Genomic DNA, 19,716 nt, shown 5'->3' with positions numbered 1-19,716 from the left:
ATTGACCGATGCAGGCAACTGGCAACACCCAAGAGACAGTTCGTTTCGAGCAGAGCCAAGAGGTTGAGCGTCCTGTCGGCCGCGCGATCAGGCGCGGTATTTTCAACACCTGCCCCGCCTGCGGCAGCGGCAAGTTGTTCGGCAAATTCCTGAAGGCTGTCGATAACTGCTCTGCCTGCGGCGAACGGCTCGATCACCATCGCGCCGACGATTTTCCACCCTATATAGTCGTGACGATCATGGGTCATCTTGTTCTCGGCGGCTTCATGGCGACAGAGATGATGCTGACGCTCTCGAACTGGGCGCATCTGGCAATCTGGGTCCCGATTACCATCGCAGGATCTCTGGCGCTGCTGCAGCCCGTCAAGGGCGGGGTGATCGGCCTGCAATGGGCGTTGCGCATGCATGGTTTCGGCGACCACGACGATAGCCCGGAAGATGTTCTTCCTGCTGCGCGGGATACCTCTGCGTGACGAAGGCCGCCGTGCCAGGTCAAACAGAGCCGGGTGCCACGCGGCCGCGTGCGCTGAGACCGCGTGCAGCAGCTTCACTGATGCTTCTGGACCGCTCTCAAGGCCCGATACGCGTGCTGATGGGCAAGCGCAGCAATGCGCATGTGTTCATGCCCGATCTTCATGTCTTTCCGGGCGGACGTCGAGACCCCGGCGACCACCGGCTTCCCTGGGCGGGAGAACTGCATTCCGCCGTGCAGCAGCGTCTGATGACCGCGACAGGAGGACAGAGTTCGCCTGCGCGCCTGCGGGCCATTGCGATGGCCGCGCTGCGAGAATTGCATGAAGAGGCCCACGTGGCCGTGGGCAAGCCGGTGGAAGCCAGCCATTGCCCCCTCGCCTTTCTTCCCGATCTCACAAACTTGCGCTATATCGCCCGGGCCATTACACCGCCAGGATTGGCGCGACGGTTCGATACCCACTTCTTCGCCCTGTTTGCGGATGAAGCGGAGATCGATCCCGCCGCCGTCCGCGACAGTCAGGAGCTTGAGGATTTGCGCTGGATCGATGTCGATGACGTTTCAGTGGTGCAGGTACCCGATATCACCGAGATCATCCTGGGCGAGCTGAGATCGGCGCTCGAAGCGGACACCTCGCTTGCCTTCGATCGACCGGTGCCATTCTTCCATACCCGACGCGGACAATTTGTTCGCGACCTTTTCTAAGGATACCGCCTGCATGTCACAGCCGCCGTCCGGCACGTCAGCGCCGGTTGAGGAAATCCACTGGCCCTCGCTGATCGCAGCGATTGCGGCCATCACGGCTGTCGGTATCGCTATCGGCCTTGGTCTGCCGCTGCTCAGCATCATCATGGAAAAGCGGGGTATTTCGCCGACCCTGATCGGCCTGAACTCTGCCATGGCGGGTTTGGCTTCGATGGCGGCAGCACCTGTCACCACGAAACTTGCCCACAGGTTCGGCGTTGCCAGCACGATGCTGTGGGCCGTAGCCTTTGCGTCCGTGAGCGCACTCGGTTTCTACTACATCACGAATTTCTGGCTGTGGTTTCCGCTGCGTGTCGTTTTCCATGGCGCCATCACCGTGCTGTTCGTGCTCTCCGAGTTCTGGATCAACGCAACGGCACCACCGTCCCGTCGCGGGCTTGTGCTGGGTATATACGGGACAGTTCTGTCGCTCGGCTTTGCCACCGGTCCGCTGTTGTTTTCGATCCTGGGGAGCGAAGGCATTCTTCCCTTCGCAGTTGGCGCCGGCGTTATCCTCCTGGCCGCGATCCCCATCTACCTCGCCCGTGACGAAAGTCCGGCTCTCGATGAGAAGCCTGAGCTGCATTTCATGCGCTACGTCTTCCTTGTTCCGACAGCGACAGCAGCGGTGTTTATCTTCGGTGCCGTCGAATCGGGTGGCCTATCATTGTTCCCGATCTATGGGACACGTGCCGGTTTCACCGAATCGCAGGCAGCCCTGCTGTTGACGGTGATGGGGATCGGCAATTTTATCTTCCAGATTCCGCTGGGCATGCTCTCGGATCATATCAAGGACCGCCGAAACCTTCTGGCCTTGCTTACACTCATCGGTCTTGCAGGCGCCCTCTGTCTGCCGATCCTGAGCGAAAGCTGGATTCTGATGGCGGTCGTCCTCCTCTTCTGGGGTGGCTGCGTATCAGGGCTCTACACCGTGGGCCTGAGCCATCTAGGCTCGCGATTGCATGGCGCTGACCTCGCAGCCGCCAATGCAGCCTTCATCTTCTCCTATGCCGTGGGAACCGTCGCCGGCCCGCAAGCGATCGGAGCAGCGATGGATGTCACAGGAAACCACGGTTTTGCCTGGGCAATCGCCGGTTTCTTCGGGCTTTATGTTATACTCTCCATCGTCAGAATCGTTTTAAACCCAAAACGGACTTGACTTTTCGGGCGCGATTTGTAGTTTCGCGCCAAGTTTGCCGGGCCCCATAACGGACCTTCCCGGCTTTGTTTTTTTAAAAGGCAGGACGACCATGGCGAAAGCTGCAAAAATCAAGATCAAGCTGCTGTCGACGGCCGACACCGGTTTCTTCTACGTAACCACCAAGAACAGCCGCACGAAGACCGACAAGATGAGCAAGACCAAGTACGACCCGGTCGTTCGCAAGCACGTCGAATTCAAGGAAACCAAGATCAAGTAAGATCTTGATGCGCCGCACGCGATCCAACAGATCGTTGCGGCAATCAACGTGGTTCTGCGAGACGGAACCACGGCACCAAAAAGGCGCCGGCTGCGAAGCCACAGGCGCCTTTTTTATTGGCCAAAGCGTGTCGCGATCTTCCAGATTCGCTTCCCACGCTTCGGCGCTTTGTTTGTGCGCATGTCGTTATCACAAAACCGCACACACTTTTGCGCGACATACTTTCTATTTTCTGCCGCATGCGCCAGTGGAGAGCTTTACAGATGCCGGCTCCGCACGGGCACAAAAAAACGCCACCCCTTGCAGGGCGGCGTTTTTAATGGGCGTCGGCTGATCGCGACCGCGGCACGAGGAACCGCATTGGTCGTTGATCAGCCGACAAACCCCACGACCCAGGAGATGCGGCGGACCTGAGCATCATGGGGTAAGCTGTGAGAGTAATATTCTCCCTTACATATGAGAATTGCCTGAAACGAAAAAAAAATCAATGAATTCTTAACCTCAACAATAGTTGGACGACCCGAATGGTTAATTCATGCAACCGAAGGAAGTAGTACGCTGGGAACGGGTCAATAAATGCAACGGCATGCACTGAAAATATCAGATGTTCATAATAAATTCATAGACTTGCGGCAATGGAACTCTATACGTCGGCTTCCACGTAAAGATTTCCATTCAAGTCTTTGCAATATATTAATTTTATCGAATTTTTCAAAGACTGCTACCCGTTTGTGCCAGCGCAAATTCCGCCGTCATAAACTTGCGAATATATTTGCAGAATGGCCACCCGACCGAGAAACCGCACGTTTCGTCGGTCTCTCGCCGATTACTGTGGAAAACTAGCTGCAAATGTCTGCGAACGAGCGTCGCGCTTGCTCAAGCAGCTGCGGCCACGACCCGATTTCTGCCGTTGCTCTTGGCTTGATATAGCGCAGTGTCGGCTCTCTTCAGCAACGTTTCCGGCGTATCGCCTGCAAGGCTCAGCGTCGCAATACCGAGCGACGCCGTAATGCTCAAGGCAGCCGACGACTCGCTCAATGCAAACGGCTGGCCTTCAACAATGCCGCGAAGTCGTTCGGCAATCACTGCAGCCATTTCAGCGGTCGTATCCGGCATGACGACGACAAATTCCTCGCCCCCGTAACGGCAGGCAAGATCGGCACCCCGTACCGTTGCACGCACGCGACGAGCAAACTCTCGCAGTACATCGTCCCCGGCATCATGACCGTAAGTGTCGTTGACGCTCTTGAACCGGTCGATATCCGTAATGCAAACCGAAAGTGGGCGACCTCGCGCCATCGCGCGCTCGATCAGCACTTTCAGATGGTTGTCGAGATAGCGGCGATTGTGCAGCCCCGTCAGCCCGTCTGTCACGGCCAGCTCGATCGTCTGGCGAACGCTGGATCGCAAACGGTCATTGTAGTGCTTGCGGCGAATTTGCGTGAGGCTGCGTGCCACGAGCTCGTTGGGGTCGACCGGACGCACCAGATAGTCCGTGACGCCAAGATCGAGCGCACGAACAACCATTTCATCGTGCCCCTGCTCGGCAATCAGGAGGACCGGGATATATCGGGTACGCTCCAGCGAGCGAAGCTGCGAACACAGACGCAGCGGATCGTAATCATCGAAATTACTGTTGACGATGACGAGATCGAAGCTGCGCTCCGCGGCCTCGAAAAGGGCCGCCTGAGGGTCAGACATCGCAACGACCTCTGCAATCGGCTTCAAGGCTCTGATCAGCCGATCCTGGGACCCTGCCCGGCCGTCGACCAGCAGCACGTTGCCAAGCTCGTCCGGACGATCGCTCCGGTTCAAGTCCTGCAAACCGACGCTCTGCGCCGTTTCAGCTCGCAAACGTAGTTCATCGCTAACGTTCTTCAACCGCACAAGGCTTTTGACACGTGACATGAGCTGGAGATCATTGACTGGCTTGGTCAAAAAATCATCGGCCCCCGCCTTCAGGCCGCGGACACGGTCGGAAGGCTGGTCCAGCGCCGTTACCATGACCACCGGGATATGGGCCGTCCGGCTGTTTGCCTTCAGGCGCTCGCAGACTTCGAAGCCGTCGATGCCCGGCATCATGATGTCAAGCAACACGAGATCGACCGGTTGGTTCTCGCAGATCCCCAGCGCCTCATAGCCATCCTTTGCCGTGAGGACATCAAAATATTCCGCCAGCAGCCGTGCTTCCAGCAGCTTCACATTTGCGGGGATATCGTCAACGACAAGGATGCGCGCAGTCATATCAACTTCCTGTCAGTTCTCCGGATTGCCGGTGCGTAGCCAGGGCTGTCGCCCGGCCGCACTGACGAACACATCATGCGTCGCCCAGATAAGTCTTGATGGTATCAATAAATTTTGGAACGGAAATCGGCTTGGAAACATAGGCTTCGCAGCCACCCTGACGGATGCGCTCCTCGTCGCCCTTCATGGCAAAGGCGGTGACCGCAATGACTGGAATGACGTGCAATTCGTCGTCTTCCTTCAGCCACTTGGTCACCTCGAGCCCGGAGACTTCGGGCAACTGAATGTCCATGAGAATAAGGTCGGGCCGGTGCTTGCGCGCAAGCTCGAGAGCCTCCATGCCGTTCCGGGTCTGGATTGTGGTATATCCAGTGGCCTCGATAAGGTCGCGAAAGAGCTTCATGTTCAGCTCGTTGTCTTCGACAATCATAACCTGTTTGGGCATTGGTATCCCTTGTCACGCATTCCGGGCTGCGCACCATCTTATGTATATAAGGTGCCGCGCTGCCGTTTTCACCTTGGCCAGATTGGCACTGTAACGCTATTTGGTTGAAAAAGCGGAAATATTCGTTGGAAAAACGCGGGCACCCAGAAAGGATATAATCCATGACGTCACCAGACGAAGTTCCGATCGCCATTCTCGGCTGGCTTGCGGGTGAACCAGAGCTTATGGGGCGTTTCATGGCCTTGACCGGAACAGAACCATCGTCGCTGCGTCACGCCATGAACGACCCGGGCTTCCTGGCCGGGCTGGTCGACTTCCTAATGCAACACGAGCCGACGCTACTCGCCTTTTGCGAGGCGACGGGCATGAAACCAGAGGAGGTCGTGCGCGCTCATGCCGCTCTCTCCGGCCCCGCGGACTATTGACCATGGCGGGAATGCCCGACTTCGATGATATAAAGCTGACAGGCCGCCCGCTCATCGTTTGTGATATCGACGAAGTGGTGCTGGAATTCGTCACGCCGTTCCGAGACTTCCTGCGATCACAAGGACATGACCTTCTTCCGCGCTCCTTCCGCCTCACCGGCAATGTCGTGCTTGAGAATACAGGAGAGCCGGTCGCAGAAGGCGATGTGAAAGCCCTGCTTGAGGCCTTTTTTCTTGTACAGGAATCATGGCAAGTCCCGGCGCCCCGCGCAGTCGAAACGCTGGAATCGCTCGCGCGCGACGCAGACCTCATCTTCCTAACCGCAATGCCGCCGCGGCATACAGCTATTCGCCGCGCCTTGCTTGATCGCCATGACCTCCATTATCCGCTCTTGGCGACAGAAGACGCCAAGGGACCGGTGATCCGACAGCTAACGGCCCAGGCACCTGTCCCCACAGCCTTCCTCGACGATATCGCCCGCAACCTTCATTCCGTGCGGGACAGCGTCCCCGACTGCCTGCTGATCCATCTCATGGCTAATGAGGGCTTCCGGCGCATGGCGCCTCCCGCCGGAGATGGTGTATTGCTCGCCGAAAGCTGGGACGAAGCCGAGGTTCTCATCCGCAAGCATTTCTTCGGCGAGACAAATTCTGATCGTCGCTAGAGTTTATCAGGGGAAAATGGAAACCGGTTTTCCCGAAAAGACAACCGGAAACAAAAGAATTTAGAGGATGTCTGGTTCAATCTGAACCAGACATCCTCTAGAGAACCAGAAGCGGAACACTCTACATCTGCTTGCTCCAAGAACATCTTGGACGGCGCGCCCCGCCCCATTTCGGATTGCGGAATTTTGCAGTAGGGTAGCGATGTTCAAGTTTTGTTCCGAGCCATGGTCGATCATCATCCCTCCGCCTCCGGTTTTTGCCGCGACTGCCTCAGCGAACAGGCGGCCGATAACAGGCGTTGCCGCGCCTGCGGCAGCCCGCGTTTGCTCCGCCATCCGGAACTGAACAAACTGACGCTCGCGCATATCGATTGTGACGCCTTCTACGCCTCCATTGAAAAGCGAGACAATCCCGAGCTTGCCGACAAGCCCGTGATCATCGGCGGAGGCAAGCGCGGAGTGGTTTCAACGGCTTGCTACATCGCTCGTATCCATGGGGTGCGCTCGGCCATGCCGATGTTCAAGGCCTTGGAAGCCTGTCCCCAAGCGATCGTCATCAAACCAAACATGGAGAAGTATGTCACCGTCGGCCGTCAGGTGAGGACGTTGATGCAGGAACTGACACCTCTCGTGCAGCCGCTGTCGATCGATGAAGCCTTTCTGGAGCTTAAGGGTACCGAGCGGCTACATCACGCGGCGGCAGCCTTGACGCTGGCACGCTTCGCCCGTCGCATCGAGAACGAGATCGGCATCACTGTTTCCGTGGGTCTTTCCTATTGCAAGTTCCTCGCCAAGGTCGCATCCGACCTGCAGAAGCCCCGTGGTTTTTCGGTGATCGGCGAGGAGGAAGCCCTGAGCTTTCTCAGCGAAAAGCCGGTAACGCTCATCTGGGGCGTCGGCAAAGCCTTTGCGACGACGCTGGAGCGTGACGGCATTCGCACCATAGGCCAGCTCCAAACCATGGAGGAAGCCGATCTGATGCGGCGCTATGGCACCATGGGACAGCGTCTCTTCCGGCTTTCGCGCGGAAAGGATGACCGACAGGTGGAGATCAACGGCGAAGCAAAGAGCGTTTCCGCTGAGACGACCTTCAACGATGACCTCTGCGACTATGACCAGCTCATCGTCCACCTGCGCCGTCTCAGCGAGAAGGTCAGCGCGCGCTTGCGCAAATCAGAAATTGCCGGCCAGACAGTTGTCCTCAAATTGAAAACCGCGGACTTCAAGACCCGGACCCGCAATCGCCGTCTGGAGGACCCGACCCAGCTTGCCGACAGGATTTTTCAGACCGGTATGCAGCTGCTGGACCGGGAAACGGATGGAACCAAGTTCCGGCTGATCGGTATCGGCGTCAGCGATCTCGGCGATCCGGCGCTGGCAGATCCCCCGGATCTGGTCGATCGCAACGCCAGTCGAAGAGCGGCAGCCGAGGCAGCGATGAACATCCTGCGGGACAAGTTCGGGAAAGCCAGCGTCGAGACGGGCTACACCTTCGGAAAGGGTCGGCGGGATCGCTAAATGCCCCATAAACCGACCGCCAGCGACTGCAAGTCTTCTCCGGCGTAGCAGCTTTACACGGAAATTTGAACGCGCTTGCAAAGTGGATGGCTCAAGATTGCCAACTCCCGCAAAACTTCGTTAAATCCCTTTGTCTAGGCTGGCCTTTCATCTGGTTCATGCCTTGGCGGGACGCGCGAGGACGAAACCGGACGTTTGTATTTGCCGCGCATGAAGCCGCACGAACCGGCGCGCGGACTTTAGTAGCTCCGGATGTCGTCATGGTTCAGCGTATCGCCTTTCGGTCCAGTCTTCTTGCTCTTGCCCTTGCGGCCAGTACGGCACTTGGCACGGGAAACGTCCTCGGTGCGACAGAACGCCCACTGCAGATCATCGTCTCCAAGGATCAGCAGTCGCTCGTCGTCTACGACGGCGACACGGTGGTCGCCACGTCACACGTCTCCACGGGCAAGAAGGGGCACGCCACGCCAACAGGCATCTTCTCGATCCTGCAGAAGGCGCGCCATCATCGCTCCAACATCTATTCAGATGCACCGATGCCCTTCATGCAGCGGTTGACGTGGTCCGGTATCGCGCTTCATGCGTCCGGTCAGGTGCCGCCCTACCCGGCCTCCCATGGCTGCGTGCGCATGCCCGACGATTTTGCGAAGACACTTTTTGGAATGACTGAACACGGCATGCATGTCCTCATATCTGATAAGCAGGTGCTGCCGACGCCTGTTTCCCACGCGTTTCTCTTCCAACCCAAAGCTGAGGCGCCGCCACTGCTTTCAGATGTAGAGCTGCGGCCGACAGGCTCGCAGCTGCCCTCGTCTACGCAACCCGTCGAGATCGCGATGGGCGAACCGGCAGACAAACCGGCAGAAAGCGCACTACCTTCCGGGCCGCCTGTTCGCATGCTGATCACCTGGCGTGGACAGCGGGAAACGACGATGGACGCACAGAACATTCTGATTGATCTCGGCTTCAATCCCGGCCTTCCCGACGGCGTTTCCGGCTCCCAAACAGTTGAGGCGATCGCGGCGTTTCAGAAAAGCGAAAATCTTCCACCGGACGGACGGGTGACCGCCGAACTGCTTTCTACGCTTTACAAGAAAACGAACCGGGGAACGCCTGCCAATGGCCAAATCCTCGTTCGCCGGGACTTCGCGCCGGTCTTCGAAGCCCCGATCACCATTGCCGAGCCGCATGCGGCATTGGGCACACATTTCTTCCAGTTTCATTCTGCAGCTGACGCCGACAACAATGGAAGCGGCGGGAGTTGGTTTGCGACCACACTCGACAACGCGCTTCCAAAGACGATTAAGGCGCGTCTTGGTTTGACGGACGACAGCGATTCGCTTGCCTTCAATGCTGCTGAACGCACACTTGATCGACTAAGCCTCAATGCAGAGACGCGCCAGAAGATCGAGAAGATGCTCGCTGACGGTTCATCTCTGACCATAACGGATAATGGCCTTGGTCAGGAAACCGGAAAGGGCACGGATTTCGTCACAATTACGTATGCAGGCCCCAAGGGCTGAGACCGTCCCTGGATTCGTGATCAGACGAGTTCGACGTCTATGACACCGGGCGTTCCGCGCATGGCGGCGGCAATTTCCGCCGAAATCCGATACCGCTCGTTGAGCTCGACCTCAATCTCCCGCTGGCCATTGTCCTTGATGACAACGAACGATACGAGTCCGTCGCCCTTGGTGTTGAGGTGGGTCGCAACCGATCGCAGAGGGCCGCTGTCACGCACATAGACGCGCAGCGCCTTCTGCATCTGTAGAGAGCGTTCTTCCAGTGATTGCAGCGTCTGGATGCGCAAGCCGATACCTTCCGGCCGCTCTTCCGCCTGCACGGTCATGACGAGTGATTTGCCCGCTTCCAGCAGGTCTCGGTACTGATTGAGCGCCTCGGAAAACAGCACGGCTTCGAACTGCCCGGAGGAATCCGAAAAGGCGATGATGCCCATCTTGTTGCCTGTGCGGGTCTTGCGCTCCTGCTTGGACGTGACCGTACCGGCGAGACGGCCGGCTGTCGCACCTTTTTTTACCGAGGCTGCGAAATCACCAAAGGTCTGTACCCTGATCTTTGCGAGCAACTCGTTATAGGTGTCGAGCGGGTGAGCCGAGAGATAGAAACCCAGAACCTGGAACTCGCGGTGCAGCTTCTCCGACGCGAGCCAAGGTGAATAGGCTGGCAAGGCCAGCTTTTCAGGCCCTGTCGCAAAGCCCGCACCGAACATGTCGCTCTGGCCGCTGACCTTGTTTTCCTGGGCACGCTGCGCAAGACCGAGAATTCGGTCCATCCCACCAACCAGTTCAGCACGATCGTAGCCGAAACAATCGAAAGCACCGGCACAAATCAGGCTTTCGAAGACGCGGCGGTTCAAAAGCTTCGGATCAATCCGCAGGCAGAAGTCCTCAAGGCTTTCGAAAGGTGCATCGCCACGCACGGCAACGATATGATCGACTGCAGCTTCACCGACGCCCTTGATGGCCGCCAATGAGTAGTAGATGCAGTTGTCGCCGGTCTCGAAGCGCCTGAACGATGTCTGCACCGATGGCGGAATGACCTTGATTCCCAGCCGGGCGGCGTCCTGCCGGAAATCGTTGATCTTGTCGGTGTTCGACATATCGAGCGTCATCGACGCTGCCAGGAACTCGACGGGATAATGCGCCTTCAGATAGGCGGTCTGATAGGACACAATGGCATAGGCTGCCGCGTGGCTCTTGTTGAAGCCGTAGTTTGCGAACTTCGCCAGGAGATCGAAGATCATATCGGCCTGTGGCTTCGAGACGCCGTTGGCAACCGCGCCATCGACGAAGCGGGCCCGCTGCTTATCCATTTCCTCTTTGATCTTCTTACCCATGGCGCGGCGCAGAAGATCGGCCTCTCCGAGCGAATAGCCTGAAAGAACCTGGGCGATCTGCATCACCTGTTCCTGATAGACAATAACGCCCTGCGTTTCCTTGAGCAGATAATCGATCGTCGGATGGATCGATTCGATCTCTTCCTCGCCATGCTTGCGGGCGTTGTAGACCGGGATGTTCTCCATGGGACCCGGTCGATAAAGCGCCACGAGGGCGATGATATCCTCGATGCAGTCCGGTCGCATGCCGATCAGCGCCTTGCGCATCCCGGCGCTTTCCACCTGGAACACGCCGACCGTGTCGCCATTCGACAGCATCTCGTAGGTCTTTTCATCGTCGAGCGGCAAAGCCTCGAGCGCAACGGTGATATCGCGCTTGGCGATAAAGTCCACGGCGGTCTTCAGTACTGTCAGTGTCTTCAGGCCGAGGAAGTCGAACTTGACGAGGCCGGCCTGTTCCACCCACTTCATGTTGAACTGGGTGACCGGCATATCGGAGCGCGGGTCGCGATACATCGGCACGAGCTGCGACAGCGGACGGTCGCCGATCACGATACCGGCGGCGTGGGTCGACGCGTGACGGTAAAGGCCTTCGATCTTCTGGGCGATATCGAGCAGGCGGCCGATAACCGGCTCCTTGTCGACTTCTTCCTGGAAGCGCGGCTCCTCTTCGATCGCCTTCGACAGAGGCGTCGGGTTGGCCGGGTTGTTCGGCACGAGCTTGCAGATCTTGTCGACCTGGCCGTAAGGCATTTCCAGCACGCGACCAACGTCGCGCAACGCGGCGCGTGCCTGAAGCGAACCGAAGGTGATGATCTGCGCCACCTGCTCGCGGCCGTATTTGCGCTGAACGTAGCGGATGACCTCTTCGCGCCGATCCTGGCAGAAGTCGATATCGAAGTCGGGCATCGAAACGCGTTCAGGATTGAGGAAGCGTTCGAACAGCAACGAGAAGCGTAGTGGGTCGACGTCGGTAATCGTCAGTGCATAGGCGACCAGCGAGCCCGCACCGGAACCGCGGCCCGGACCAACGGGGATATCCTGCTGCTTTGCCCATTTGATGAAGTCCGCAACGATCAGGAAGTAGCCCGGAAATTTCATGCGTTCGATGACGCCAAGCTCGAAATCCAGCCGCTCGCGATAGTCCTTTTCGGTATAGCCGGCGGAGAGGCCCAGCTTCTCCATACGCTCCTCAAGGCCCTCCTGGGCCTGGCGCCGGAGTTCCTGCGATTCGGCGCGCTCAGCTTCCTGCGGATCGTCGGACGCACCGGTGAAGCGCGGCAGAATAGGGCCTCGCGTTTTCAGGACGAAGGAGCAGCGGCGCGCGATCTCCACAGAGTTTTCGAGCGCTTCCGGTAGATCCTTGAACAGCGCCACCATGTCCTTGCGGCTTTTCAGATAGTGATCGGGTGTCAGTCGGAACCGGCTGTCGTCGGAGACCATGGCGTTGTGCGCCACCGCCATCAATGCGTCATGGGCCTCATATTCGGCAGGCGATGGAAAGAAAGGCTCGTTGGTCGCGACCAGCGGCAAATCCATCTTATAGGCAAGCTCGATCATTCGACCTTCGTGGCGCCGATCGAAGCGCCCATGCCGCTGCAGCTCGACATAGAGCCGATCGCCAAACAGCGCCGCCAGTGTCTTCAATCGCGCCTCCGCAAGAGCGCCGTGACCCGAGCGTACCGCCATGTCCACCGGACCACCGGAAGCACCAGTCAAGGCGATCAACCCCTCCGTGCCGCCGTCACGTAGCCACGATAAAGCAATGCGCACCGCCTGCCCGCTCTCACCATCGAGATAGGCGCGGCTGACTATATCGACGAGCCGAACATATCCGGCATCGGTGGATGCAATCAGCACGATCGATGGCAGCTTCGCCAGATGCTGCGCATGACCGCGCTTCTCACCATCAACCTCATCCTCCATGTCGATCGACAGCTGACAGCCGATCAACGGCTGCAGACCGTCGTCCATGGCCTTCTGAGAGAATTCGAGCGCAGCAAAGAGATTATTGGTATCGGCAATGCCGATCGCCGGCTGGCCATCGGAGACAGCCTTGCCGATGATCTTCTTGATGGGAAGCGCGCCCTCCAGAAGAGAAAAGGCGGAATGAACCCGCAGATGCACGAACAGCGGATCACCGCCCTCGCCTGCCTGCGTCCCTACATCTTGCTTCGTCGCTTCGGCCATGGCTCGCTCCGATTCCTGTCAACGGAACGATATCCTGCTTCGGATCGGTGATGTCCACTTTTCATCCTTCACCGCTCCGATTTTTCCGCAAGCTGCGAATTTGTCCACAGAGCGCGAACAGATAAAATGGGCTGAAGAAGGATGATTACATCCCCATAACGAGGATGGAGAAACTGGCGATGAACATAATCATGGAGGTGAAGGCGGCAAGATCACGAAGAAAATCGGTCATTTCAAAGCTCCTTTTCCGTTATGTTTTTATTTTGTTCTATTTTTGTTCACTCGTCAAGCAGCGAAATGGAATTTACGATGTGCTGCGCCGCGATACTTTACGGAACCAACCAGTCAAGCAAACCGACCGAACCGGACAGACAAATCTGCTGCCGCGAGGCGGTTGGCACAATCTACTCGAATCGAAATTGGCGGTGTGGGCGGTCGTGTTTTGCAGGTCAATGCCGATGTTGCACCTGACCTGCTGAAGGCGCTGATCCGCCTGGTGCAAGAAGCATGATCGCTGGGGGCGCAAACGCGCGGGTCTATCCCCTCGCCTGCGGCGTGACCGACCTGCGCAAAGTGATCGACGAGCTGATGGCACTGTTGAAGTCATCGTTACGACAGAAAACCGCGTCCGGTTCGGCATTCGTATTCCATGGACAACGAGGTAATCGGATCAAGCTGCTGTTCTTGCGCAGCCAAGGCTTCTGTCTCTATTACCAAGCCCTGAAGAATGGCCGCTTTCCTTAGATATCGGCAAGCGATGGCACGGCGCAGCTTACGGCGGCACAACTGGCGATGCTATGGGAAGGGATCGAGTAGCGACGCTCCTCCTGGACGTTTGCGCCGGCACGCGTCGCCTGAGGCAAAGCATAACATTTATAGATACATATGCGACGACTTGGTATCAAAATAGAACGGAACCCTTTCGACCTACCGACCGCCTGTTTTTGATACGTTTTTACCGTCCTTTGATTGTTTCGAGTTTTGCGGTGATTGTGTCGCGGGCGAGTTGCATGTCTTCCCGCGTGCCAGAGATGAACAGTCGGCCGGTTGCGCCCATCATCTGGACGTCGTTGATGACGGCGTTTGGGGCGACTTTTTCGGCCTCATTGGCCGCGACGCAGGCAAACAGCGCCGGCGCCATCTCGTAGATCAGCAGCGCCACGCCCGGGACCAGGATCGAGGCATCGCGGGAGCGGTTGAGGATGATCGCGTGCTGGTCGGAGAGATCCTCGATGATGTCGTGATAGAGGATCTGCGGCTTGAGCTGTTCCTCCGGCCGCCGATGCCTGCGAGGATGGCCTCGCCGGCCGCGACCAGTTCCTCCATTCTGTCCGAATGCAGCTCCAGCAGCCCGAACTGCCGTTCGGTGTAGAGGATGCCCGGCTCCATCGAGGGCGCGGATTTGAGCGCCAGGTCGGTGATGCGGTGGATCGCCAGCGCCGGCGCCACCTCGATGATCAGGGAGTTCTGCCCGGCAAAGGGCGGATATCCCCTCGCCCGGGTGGGCGAGGACAGATATGCTGCGAACTGCGGCTGAAGATCCTCGATGGGAAGATAGACGCGAAGCTCTGTCATGCCCCACTCCTTCTGTTAATCTTGGGCGGGCTGTTAATCTTGGGCGGGCTGTTAATCTTGGGCGGGCTGTTCAATCTTGCCCGGGCTGTTAAATTTTGCGCGGGGATACCGGCCGGCTTCAGGCCTTGAGGGTCGAAGTGCCGGCCAAGATCGGCATGCGGACGGGCGATGACATGGACGGCGGTGACTTCGCCGACCAGTCCTGCGGCTTCCGCGCCGGCTTCTGTTGCCGCCTTCACCGCGCCGACATCGCCGCGCACGACAATGGACACCAGACCGCCGCCGACCTCGTTGCGGGCGATGATCTCGACATTGGCCGCCTTTACCATCGCGTCGGCGGCGGAGAGGGCCGGCACGTAGCCCTTGGTTTCAATCATGCCGATTGCCAGATTTGCCATTTCAAAGCTCCTTCATTTTTGTGCTTTTGGGTTGATATTCGTGGGTTGTTCGTCGATCGAGCCGACGATCAGCGCATCGATCGGCGCGGAGCGTTCGGGAAAGTAGGCGGCGGCCACCGAGCCCTGCGTCACAAGGACAGTCTCGCCCTCGGCGCAGCCCAGGGGATCAAAGGCGATGAGCCTTGCCCCCGTTTCGGTTTCCACCTCGAGCAGGGCGCCGGTCGGAAGCGTGCCGATATGGCGCGTCGACCAGAGCCTGCCGCTGACGCGGGCCTTAATCATGTCGCACTCCTTTCGATTCTGATGCCCCGGCGGCGAGCCTCGTCCGCAGCAAGGGGCGTTAATCTGCTTTGCCGGCCGATGCGCAGCCGCGTCGTGTCCGACCCGAGGCCTGTGATATCGCGCTCGGTGATCAGGCTTTTCGTCACCTGCGGCACGGCCGACGGCACTGTCGTCACCAGCACCGATGCCTGTTGCTGCACAGGCTGAGCCTGGGAAAGCGGCAGGGAGGAAAGCGGCGGGGAAGAAACCGGCACGGACGGCGATGCGGGCGCATAAGCAGCCATCGGCATCGCCGGTCCGGCGGCGGCGAGTGTGGGCGCACCCGCCGGCACGAATATCAGGCGCCCCTCCTGAAGCGCTGCAGCAAAGCCCGGATCGGCGGCGCGGCGCAGCACCGAAAGCGCAAACTCCGTCAGCCCCCGGGCATCGTCCACCCGCACCCGCTCCTCACGGCTCCCGGCCGCGCCCAGAAGCTCGGCCCGGATGGCGGCGATCTCCTCGGCCAGCACGTCGCGGATGAGGGCGCGAATGTCCGACATCAGCGTGCTCCCGCCTCACGCAGCACCCGCTCGGCGGCATCGCGCGCATTGCGCACATCCGCTTCGGTGCCCGCCAGGTAAAGTCGGCCGTTGGCGCCGATCATCCGCATGTCGATGACCTTGATGTCGGCTTCCTTCTCGGCCTCGTTGCAGGCAAGAATGGCATAGGCCGCCGGCTGGCATTCCAGCAGATAGATGCTTTCGCCGCTGAGAACCATGGAACCGGTCTTGTTGCGGTTCATCAGGAAGGCATGCTGTTCGTCGACCCGCGTGACGATCTTGGACGCCATGATTTTCGGCTTCTCGGCCTCGTCTGGTTTCTTGCCCATCGCCTGCAGTGCCGCTGCCGCACCCGCCTGGACCTCGGCGGTGGAATAGGCATGGAATTGCAGCGTGCCGAACTGTCGCTCGACCACGAGGAAACCGGCGCGCACCTCGGCGCTTTTCAGGACCGTATCCGTCAAAGCCTCGATGTCGAGCCCCGGTGCAATCTCGATGATCTGCGCTGCCATGCGCGCGCGGCAGGGTGCCGCGCATCCAGGTCGCGGTATAGGCCAGCGTCTGCGGCTGAAGCTGGTCAATGAAGATGAAAGCGCGAAGATCTGTCATGGCTGGCCCCCGGTCAGCTGGCGAAGTTCCTGGAGAATGAGGTGCCGCAGCAACTCGCGGTCGGCCCCGCTCTCGAACCCTTGCGATGGTGCGGTGGTGGGCGATGGTGCGATGGTGGGCGACGGTACGGTCGGCGCCGCAGCGGTGGGGGACGGTGTGGTGGGACGGCTGGAACCGTCCGGTCCCTCGAAGGGCGCCCGCACATGGGAGAAATCGCCGAAGGGCACGGCCGCATCGCTGTTCCAGGCAAGCCGCGTCCAATGGACGAGGTGTTGCGGCCCGATATTCTCGCCAACCGAGGAGCGGCCGGCATAACCGGTACCGATCATGAAGGACGGCGCCAGATGCGTGGCAAAACCCGCCGCCCCTTGCGAGCAGGGCGCATTGACCACCACGCGGTAGACGCAGAGCGCTGCGGCATAATCCAGCGCCTGCTGCGCATCCTCGCCGTGATAGGCGGCCGAATGCCCGGCGCCCGACATCCGCAGGATCATCTGCGCCACGCCCTTGGCCCGCTCAAAGGTGCCGACCGACATCAGGGCCAGGACCGGGCAGAGCTTTTCCCGGGTCAGCGGTTCCTCGATGCCGGCGCGATCGACCGGCGCGATCAGCACCTTGGTGCCCGGCACGACGCGAATGCCAACCTGCCGGGCGATCCACACCGCACTCTTGCCGACGGCCGCAGTGTTCAAATGCCCGCCCGGGAACAGGAAGTCCCGCAGCCGCGCCACGTCGGCCTCGTTGCACAGATAGCCGCCCGCCGCCCGCAAGGCCCGCTCGAAGCGCTGGCGATTGCTGTCCAGCGTCAGGAGCACGCTTTCATTGGTGCACAGCACGGAATTGTCGAAGCTCTTGCTGTCGATAATCCGCTGCGCCGCCGCCGTCTGGTCGGCGGCGGCTTCCTTTGTACTTGGTTTTTCCGTGTTCCCCTCGGAGACGCGTTGGGACGACGGCGCGTCAACTGAGCGGAAGCGAGATATTCGGGAATGGTCGGCGACTTGGCGCATCCATGCGAAACGCGGAAGTGGAGTGATTCGCGCCGGTGGACTGATTGTTTGCTGATGTGGCGCTCAGCTGGAGAGGTTTGAATTTTTATTAGCAACTCGGAAATTGCGGTCAGCAATGCAGCACAGTTGGCGAGCGGTGGTTGGTCAAGTGCTTATCTAGCCGTTCAATTGTGCGACGCCAAGGGCGGCTGGCAAAGGGGTGAGCTCATATCCGGAAAGAGCGGCAGACGTAGCTTTCAGTTCAGCGCCAGAGGAAATAGTGGCCACACTCATTACCGATCAATTGATTGTACTCGTTTGCCAAAACGAAGTATCAGCCAGTCAGACATCAACTCAAAGAGCGCTTTCCTCTTGACTAAATTCCTGCCCGCATCTGCCTTGTGAATCTGACCTGCCTCCGACAATCCGTGCAAGCACGGCATGCGGCTTCTCACGATGATGAGTTTGACCTGCCTCACCAGAAAACCGCATCTTGTCTGATAACACTTCTGATCTCGCTTCGCAGGTTAAGGCCAGGAAAAGATTTACATCCTTATATATCCTGCCATCAGTCTTCAGCTACGACGCTTGATAGAGCTGGCTTGGGGAAATTTGAACTGCGATTTCACCCCGATGTGCTAACATGAGTATTTGCCGATCGGCGACTACTCCTCCCTCCGTTGGCTGCAGGCGGTCGTTGTGACGTCAATGACTAGTCCCGCTCGAGAATGACCAAGATGATATGTTTCTCGGCCTGGCCAAACGATGTCGTAGGCGCGAAAATATCGCTGCCCGCGTGATCTTAATAAATCGTTAACCTTGCCGTGCCAGACTTCAGATAGTGAAGCTGACTACGGATGTACTAGCAGCTCCTACTATCAAACAAGGCCGGGTCACCCCGGCCTTTTCTCATTGCCGCGACCATTTCCTAGTCGCTTTGAGCGACCTTCGACACAAGGATCTTGTCAATCCGGCGGCCGTCCATGTCGATTACTTCGAAGCGGTAACCATGCGCTTGCGTGATGTCGCCTTCCTCGGGTGTCTTGCGCAACTCCTGGACAAGAAAGCCGGCAATCGTTTCGTAGCCACCGTCCGCATCGATATCATCGATGCCAATGGTCAGGTTTATCTCGTCGATCGGCGTGCGGCCATCGACCAGATAGGATCCATCCTCACGCTCGCGGATAAGCACATGTTCGACGTCATCGTAGTTTGACGGCAGGACGCCGACAATGGACTCCAGAATATCAGCGATGGTGATGATACCTTCGATACTGCCATACTCGTCAACGATCATCGCCATGTTGATGCGGGATGTCTTGAACGCGTCCAGCGCCTTCAAGCATGAAGCGGTTTCCGGAAGCGTATGAATATCCTTCAGGAAATCGCGGACACTGAAGGCACCTCCCCGTGTGGGAGCATTCAAGACTTCCTTGACCAGCACCGCACCAACAACCTCACCGGAGGACGTTTCGATGACCGGGTAGCGTGAGTGGGCGGACTGGGTGACCTTGGCACGGATGCTTTCGAGCGTGTCGTCGATATCGATGAAGCTGACCTCGGTTCGGTGGGTCATGATCGATTTCACGTTGCGATCGCCGAGCCGAATAATCCGTCGCAGCATCTCATGTTCCGACTTTTCGATTGCGCCGCTCTCGACGCCTTCAGCCATGATGGCCTGGACTTCTTCTTCCGTGACTCGGTCGCTGTCGCTTTTCGCGCCGAATATCCGCAGCACGATCGCAGCCGAACTTTCGAACAGATAGACGACCGGAGCCGCGAGCCTGGACAGGAACGACATCGGACCTGCGACGAACATCGCGACGGCCTCGGAATTCTTCAGGGCAAGCTGCTTGGGAATAAGCTCACCAATGACAACCGAAAGATAGGTGATCAACGTGACAACGGCGGCAACGGCGACCGTGCTGCCGTAAGGGTTGATCCAGCTTATTTCATTTAGAAGCGGCGCCAGCTTGTCAGCGATGGTTGCGCCACCGTAGGCGCCTGCCAATGTGCCGACCAGCGTGATGCCGACCTGGACGGTGGAGAGAAATTTTCCCGGATCTTCCGCAAGCTTGAGCGCCTTGTCCGCGCGGAGATTTCCTTGCCGGGCCATTTGCCGGAGCAGAGGCCGGCTTGCCGAGACGATTGCCATTTCAGACAGAGCAAAAAATGCATTGATCAATAAAAGAACGAAAATGACAATCAGTTCGGCCATAGCCCTCAATCACCGTTGGAACAAGCACAGACCGACAGGCTGCGCCACGCGATGTTCCACCAGATAGGCGGAAGAGCCCGGAACGGCAAGACAATCCATGGCGATTTAAGGCTTATGAGGGCAAAAGTGCG

21 protein-coding genes and 1 pseudogene are annotated in these 19,716 nt (G+C 58.6%); 10 read left to right on the top strand and 12 right to left on the bottom strand.

Features of this window, described 5'->3' with window-relative positions:
• Positions 1-8 precede the first annotated feature (8 nt).
• The 4 genes from QO002_RS12165 to rpmG all read left to right on the top strand — a co-directional run bounded on the left by QO002_RS12165 (position 9) and on the right by rpmG (position 2,634).
• The gene (locus QO002_RS12165) at positions 9-473 is read left to right on the top strand and encodes a DUF983 domain-containing protein (RefSeq protein WP_307229970.1); all 465 of its coding nucleotides are present in this window, start codon (positions 9-11) and stop codon (positions 471-473) included.
• Positions 474-553: 80 nt separating this feature from the next.
• Positions 554-1,177, top strand: coding sequence for an NUDIX hydrolase (locus QO002_RS12160; protein WP_307233334.1), 624 nt, complete (start codon positions 554-556; stop codon positions 1,175-1,177).
• A gap of 13 nt (positions 1,178-1,190) precedes the next feature.
• A complete protein-coding gene (locus QO002_RS12155; protein WP_307229968.1) occupies positions 1,191-2,375 on the top strand; it encodes an MFS transporter in 1,185 nt (394 codons plus the stop codon).
• A gap of 91 nt (positions 2,376-2,466) precedes the next feature.
• Positions 2,467-2,634, top strand: coding sequence for a 50S ribosomal protein L33 (gene rpmG / locus QO002_RS12150; RefSeq protein ID WP_307229966.1), 168 nt, complete (start codon positions 2,467-2,469; stop codon positions 2,632-2,634).
• Positions 2,635-3,510: 876 nt separating this feature from the next.
• Here the strand turns inward: rpmG and QO002_RS12145 are convergent.
• Together QO002_RS12145 and QO002_RS12140 are read right to left on the bottom strand one after the other, a co-directional pair.
• Positions 3,511-4,878, bottom strand: a complete 1,368-nt coding sequence (locus QO002_RS12145) for a PleD family two-component system response regulator (RefSeq protein ID WP_307229965.1) — start codon at positions 4,876-4,878, stop codon at positions 3,511-3,513.
• A 73-nt stretch (positions 4,879-4,951) separates the two neighbouring features.
• Complete coding sequence (locus QO002_RS12140) at positions 4,952-5,323, bottom strand: response regulator (RefSeq protein WP_056326449.1); 372 nt, start codon at positions 5,321-5,323, stop codon at positions 4,952-4,954.
• Positions 5,324-5,484: 161 nt separating this feature from the next.
• On the opposite strand from QO002_RS12140, the gene QO002_RS12135 reads away from it, so the two are divergent.
• From QO002_RS12135 to QO002_RS12120, 4 genes are all read left to right on the top strand, one after another.
• Positions 5,485-5,748: a DUF3572 domain-containing protein gene (locus QO002_RS12135; protein ID WP_307229962.1), complete on the top strand. Its 264-nt coding sequence runs from the start codon at positions 5,485-5,487 to the stop codon at positions 5,746-5,748.
• 2 nt (positions 5,749-5,750) lie between these two features.
• Positions 5,751-6,413, top strand: coding sequence for a hypothetical protein (locus tag QO002_RS12130; protein WP_307229960.1), 663 nt, complete (start codon positions 5,751-5,753; stop codon positions 6,411-6,413).
• A 225-nt stretch (positions 6,414-6,638) separates the two neighbouring features.
• Positions 6,639-7,931 carry a DNA polymerase IV gene (locus QO002_RS12125; RefSeq protein WP_307229957.1) on the top strand — a complete coding sequence of 431 codons (1,293 nt, stop codon included), beginning with the start codon at positions 6,639-6,641 and terminating at the stop codon, positions 7,929-7,931.
• Between the two features lie 260 nt (positions 7,932-8,191).
• The gene (locus QO002_RS12120; protein WP_307229955.1) at positions 8,192-9,454 is read left to right on the top strand and encodes a L,D-transpeptidase family protein; all 1,263 of its coding nucleotides are present in this window, start codon (positions 8,192-8,194) and stop codon (positions 9,452-9,454) included.
• Positions 9,455-9,474: 20 nt separating this feature from the next.
• Here the strand turns inward: QO002_RS12120 and dnaE are convergent, their stop codons facing one another.
• Complete coding sequence (gene dnaE, locus QO002_RS12115; protein ID WP_307229952.1) at positions 9,475-12,978, bottom strand: DNA polymerase III subunit alpha; 3,504 nt, start codon at positions 12,976-12,978, stop codon at positions 9,475-9,477.
• Between the two features lie 179 nt (positions 12,979-13,157).
• Between dnaE and QO002_RS12110 the strand changes: the two genes are divergently transcribed.
• Positions 13,158-13,457 carry a hypothetical protein gene (locus tag QO002_RS12110; RefSeq protein ID WP_307229950.1) on the top strand — a complete coding sequence of 100 codons (300 nt, stop codon included), beginning with the start codon at positions 13,158-13,160 and terminating at the stop codon, positions 13,455-13,457.
• Between the two features lie 28 nt (positions 13,458-13,485).
• Positions 13,486-13,722: an IS66 family insertion sequence element accessory protein TnpB gene (tnpB, locus tag QO002_RS12105; RefSeq protein ID WP_307229949.1), complete on the top strand. Its 237-nt coding sequence runs from the start codon at positions 13,486-13,488 to the stop codon at positions 13,720-13,722.
• A gap of 211 nt (positions 13,723-13,933) precedes the next feature.
• Here tnpB and QO002_RS12100 read toward each other — a convergent pair whose 3' ends face one another.
• The 9 genes and pseudogenes from QO002_RS12100 to QO002_RS12065 form a co-directional block, all read right to left on the bottom strand.
• Positions 13,934-14,140, bottom strand: a complete 207-nt coding sequence (locus QO002_RS12100) for a hypothetical protein (protein ID WP_307229947.1) — start codon at positions 14,138-14,140, stop codon at positions 13,934-13,936.
• Positions 14,128-14,553 carry a hypothetical protein gene (locus tag QO002_RS12095; protein WP_307229945.1) on the bottom strand — a complete coding sequence of 142 codons (426 nt, stop codon included), beginning with the start codon at positions 14,551-14,553 and terminating at the stop codon, positions 14,128-14,130. The genes QO002_RS12100 and QO002_RS12095 overlap by 13 nt, the downstream gene beginning before the upstream one ends.
• Entirely contained in the window at positions 14,550-14,951 is a 402-nt protein-coding gene (locus QO002_RS31120; RefSeq protein WP_442417763.1) for a BMC domain-containing protein, read from the bottom strand. The genes QO002_RS12095 and QO002_RS31120 overlap by 4 nt, the downstream gene beginning before the upstream one ends.
• Positions 14,952-14,963: 12 nt before the next feature.
• Entirely contained in the window at positions 14,964-15,233 is a 270-nt protein-coding gene (locus QO002_RS12085; protein ID WP_307229942.1) for a EutN/CcmL family microcompartment protein, read from the bottom strand.
• Positions 15,230-15,772: a hypothetical protein gene (locus QO002_RS12080; RefSeq protein WP_307229939.1), complete on the bottom strand. Its 543-nt coding sequence runs from the start codon at positions 15,770-15,772 to the stop codon at positions 15,230-15,232. The genes QO002_RS12085 and QO002_RS12080 overlap by 4 nt, the downstream gene beginning before the upstream one ends.
• Positions 15,772-15,990 (bottom strand): BMC domain-containing protein, encoded by a 219-nt coding sequence (locus QO002_RS31175; protein WP_503128899.1) that lies wholly within the window; start codon positions 15,988-15,990, stop codon positions 15,772-15,774. The genes QO002_RS12080 and QO002_RS31175 overlap by 1 nt, the downstream gene beginning before the upstream one ends.
• 156 nt (positions 15,991-16,146) lie before the next feature.
• Positions 16,147-16,381, bottom strand: a pseudogene (locus tag QO002_RS31170) (hypothetical protein); the annotation flags it as partial.
• Complete coding sequence (locus QO002_RS12070) at positions 16,378-17,388, bottom strand: aldehyde dehydrogenase family protein (RefSeq protein WP_307229935.1); 1,011 nt, start codon at positions 17,386-17,388, stop codon at positions 16,378-16,380. The gene QO002_RS12070 and the pseudogene QO002_RS31170, both read right to left, overlap by 4 nt.
• Before the next feature lie 907 nt (positions 17,389-18,295).
• The gene (locus QO002_RS12065; protein WP_307229933.1) at positions 18,296-19,585 is read right to left on the bottom strand and encodes a hemolysin family protein; all 1,290 of its coding nucleotides are present in this window, start codon (positions 19,583-19,585) and stop codon (positions 18,296-18,298) included.
• Positions 19,586-19,716 lie beyond the last annotated feature (131 nt).

Origin of the sequence: Pararhizobium capsulatum DSM 1112, from assembly GCF_030814475.1 — a bacterium.
GTDB classification, from domain to species: Bacteria; Pseudomonadota; Alphaproteobacteria; order Rhizobiales; family Rhizobiaceae; genus Pararhizobium; species Pararhizobium capsulatum.
Note: the sequence above shows the minus strand (reverse complement) of the source record. Positions and strands in the feature narration are given on the sequence as shown.

Bases quoted from the DNA above. Each gene is read 5' to 3' on its own strand.
- dnaE (WP_307229952.1), bottom strand. From the start codon at position 12,978: ATGGCCGAAGCGACGAAGCAAGATGTAGGGACGCAGGCAGGCGAGGGC.
- rpmG (WP_307229966.1), top strand. From the start codon at position 2,467: ATGGCGAAAGCTGCAAAAATCAAGATCAAGCTGCTGTCGACGGCCGAC.
- QO002_RS12155 (WP_307229968.1), top strand. From the start codon at position 1,191: ATGTCACAGCCGCCGTCCGGCACGTCAGCGCCGGTTGAGGAAATCCAC.
- QO002_RS12085 (WP_307229942.1), bottom strand. From the start codon at position 15,233: ATGATTAAGGCCCGCGTCAGCGGCAGGCTCTGGTCGACGCGCCATATC.
- QO002_RS12080 (WP_307229939.1), bottom strand. From the start codon at position 15,772: ATGTCGGACATTCGCGCCCTCATCCGCGACGTGCTGGCCGAGGAGATC.
- QO002_RS12125 (WP_307229957.1), top strand. From the start codon at position 6,639: ATGGTCGATCATCATCCCTCCGCCTCCGGTTTTTGCCGCGACTGCCTC.
- QO002_RS12095 (WP_307229945.1), bottom strand. From the start codon at position 14,553: ATGACAGAGCTTCGCGTCTATCTTCCCATCGAGGATCTTCAGCCGCAG.
- QO002_RS12065 (WP_307229933.1), bottom strand. From the start codon at position 19,585: ATGGCCGAACTGATTGTCATTTTCGTTCTTTTATTGATCAATGCATTT.
- tnpB (WP_307229949.1), top strand. From the start codon at position 13,486: ATGATCGCTGGGGGCGCAAACGCGCGGGTCTATCCCCTCGCCTGCGGC.
- QO002_RS12140 (WP_056326449.1), bottom strand. From the start codon at position 5,323: ATGCCCAAACAGGTTATGATTGTCGAAGACAACGAGCTGAACATGAAG.
- QO002_RS12160 (WP_307233334.1), top strand. From the start codon at position 554: ATGCTTCTGGACCGCTCTCAAGGCCCGATACGCGTGCTGATGGGCAAG.
- QO002_RS12130 (WP_307229960.1), top strand. From the start codon at position 5,751: ATGGCGGGAATGCCCGACTTCGATGATATAAAGCTGACAGGCCGCCCG.
- QO002_RS31120 (WP_442417763.1), bottom strand. From the start codon at position 14,951: ATGGCAAATCTGGCAATCGGCATGATTGAAACCAAGGGCTACGTGCCG.
- QO002_RS12145 (WP_307229965.1), bottom strand. From the start codon at position 4,878: ATGACTGCGCGCATCCTTGTCGTTGACGATATCCCCGCAAATGTGAAG.
- QO002_RS12070 (WP_307229935.1), bottom strand. From the start codon at position 17,388: ATGCGCCAAGTCGCCGACCATTCCCGAATATCTCGCTTCCGCTCAGTT.
- QO002_RS12120 (WP_307229955.1), top strand. From the start codon at position 8,192: ATGGTTCAGCGTATCGCCTTTCGGTCCAGTCTTCTTGCTCTTGCCCTT.
- QO002_RS12110 (WP_307229950.1), top strand. From the start codon at position 13,158: ATGAACATAATCATGGAGGTGAAGGCGGCAAGATCACGAAGAAAATCG.
- QO002_RS12165 (WP_307229970.1), top strand. From the start codon at position 9: ATGCAGGCAACTGGCAACACCCAAGAGACAGTTCGTTTCGAGCAGAGC.
- QO002_RS12135 (WP_307229962.1), top strand. From the start codon at position 5,485: ATGACGTCACCAGACGAAGTTCCGATCGCCATTCTCGGCTGGCTTGCG.
- QO002_RS31175 (WP_503128899.1), bottom strand. From the start codon at position 15,990: ATGGTTCTCAGCGGCGAAAGCATCTATCTGCTGGAATGCCAGCCGGCG.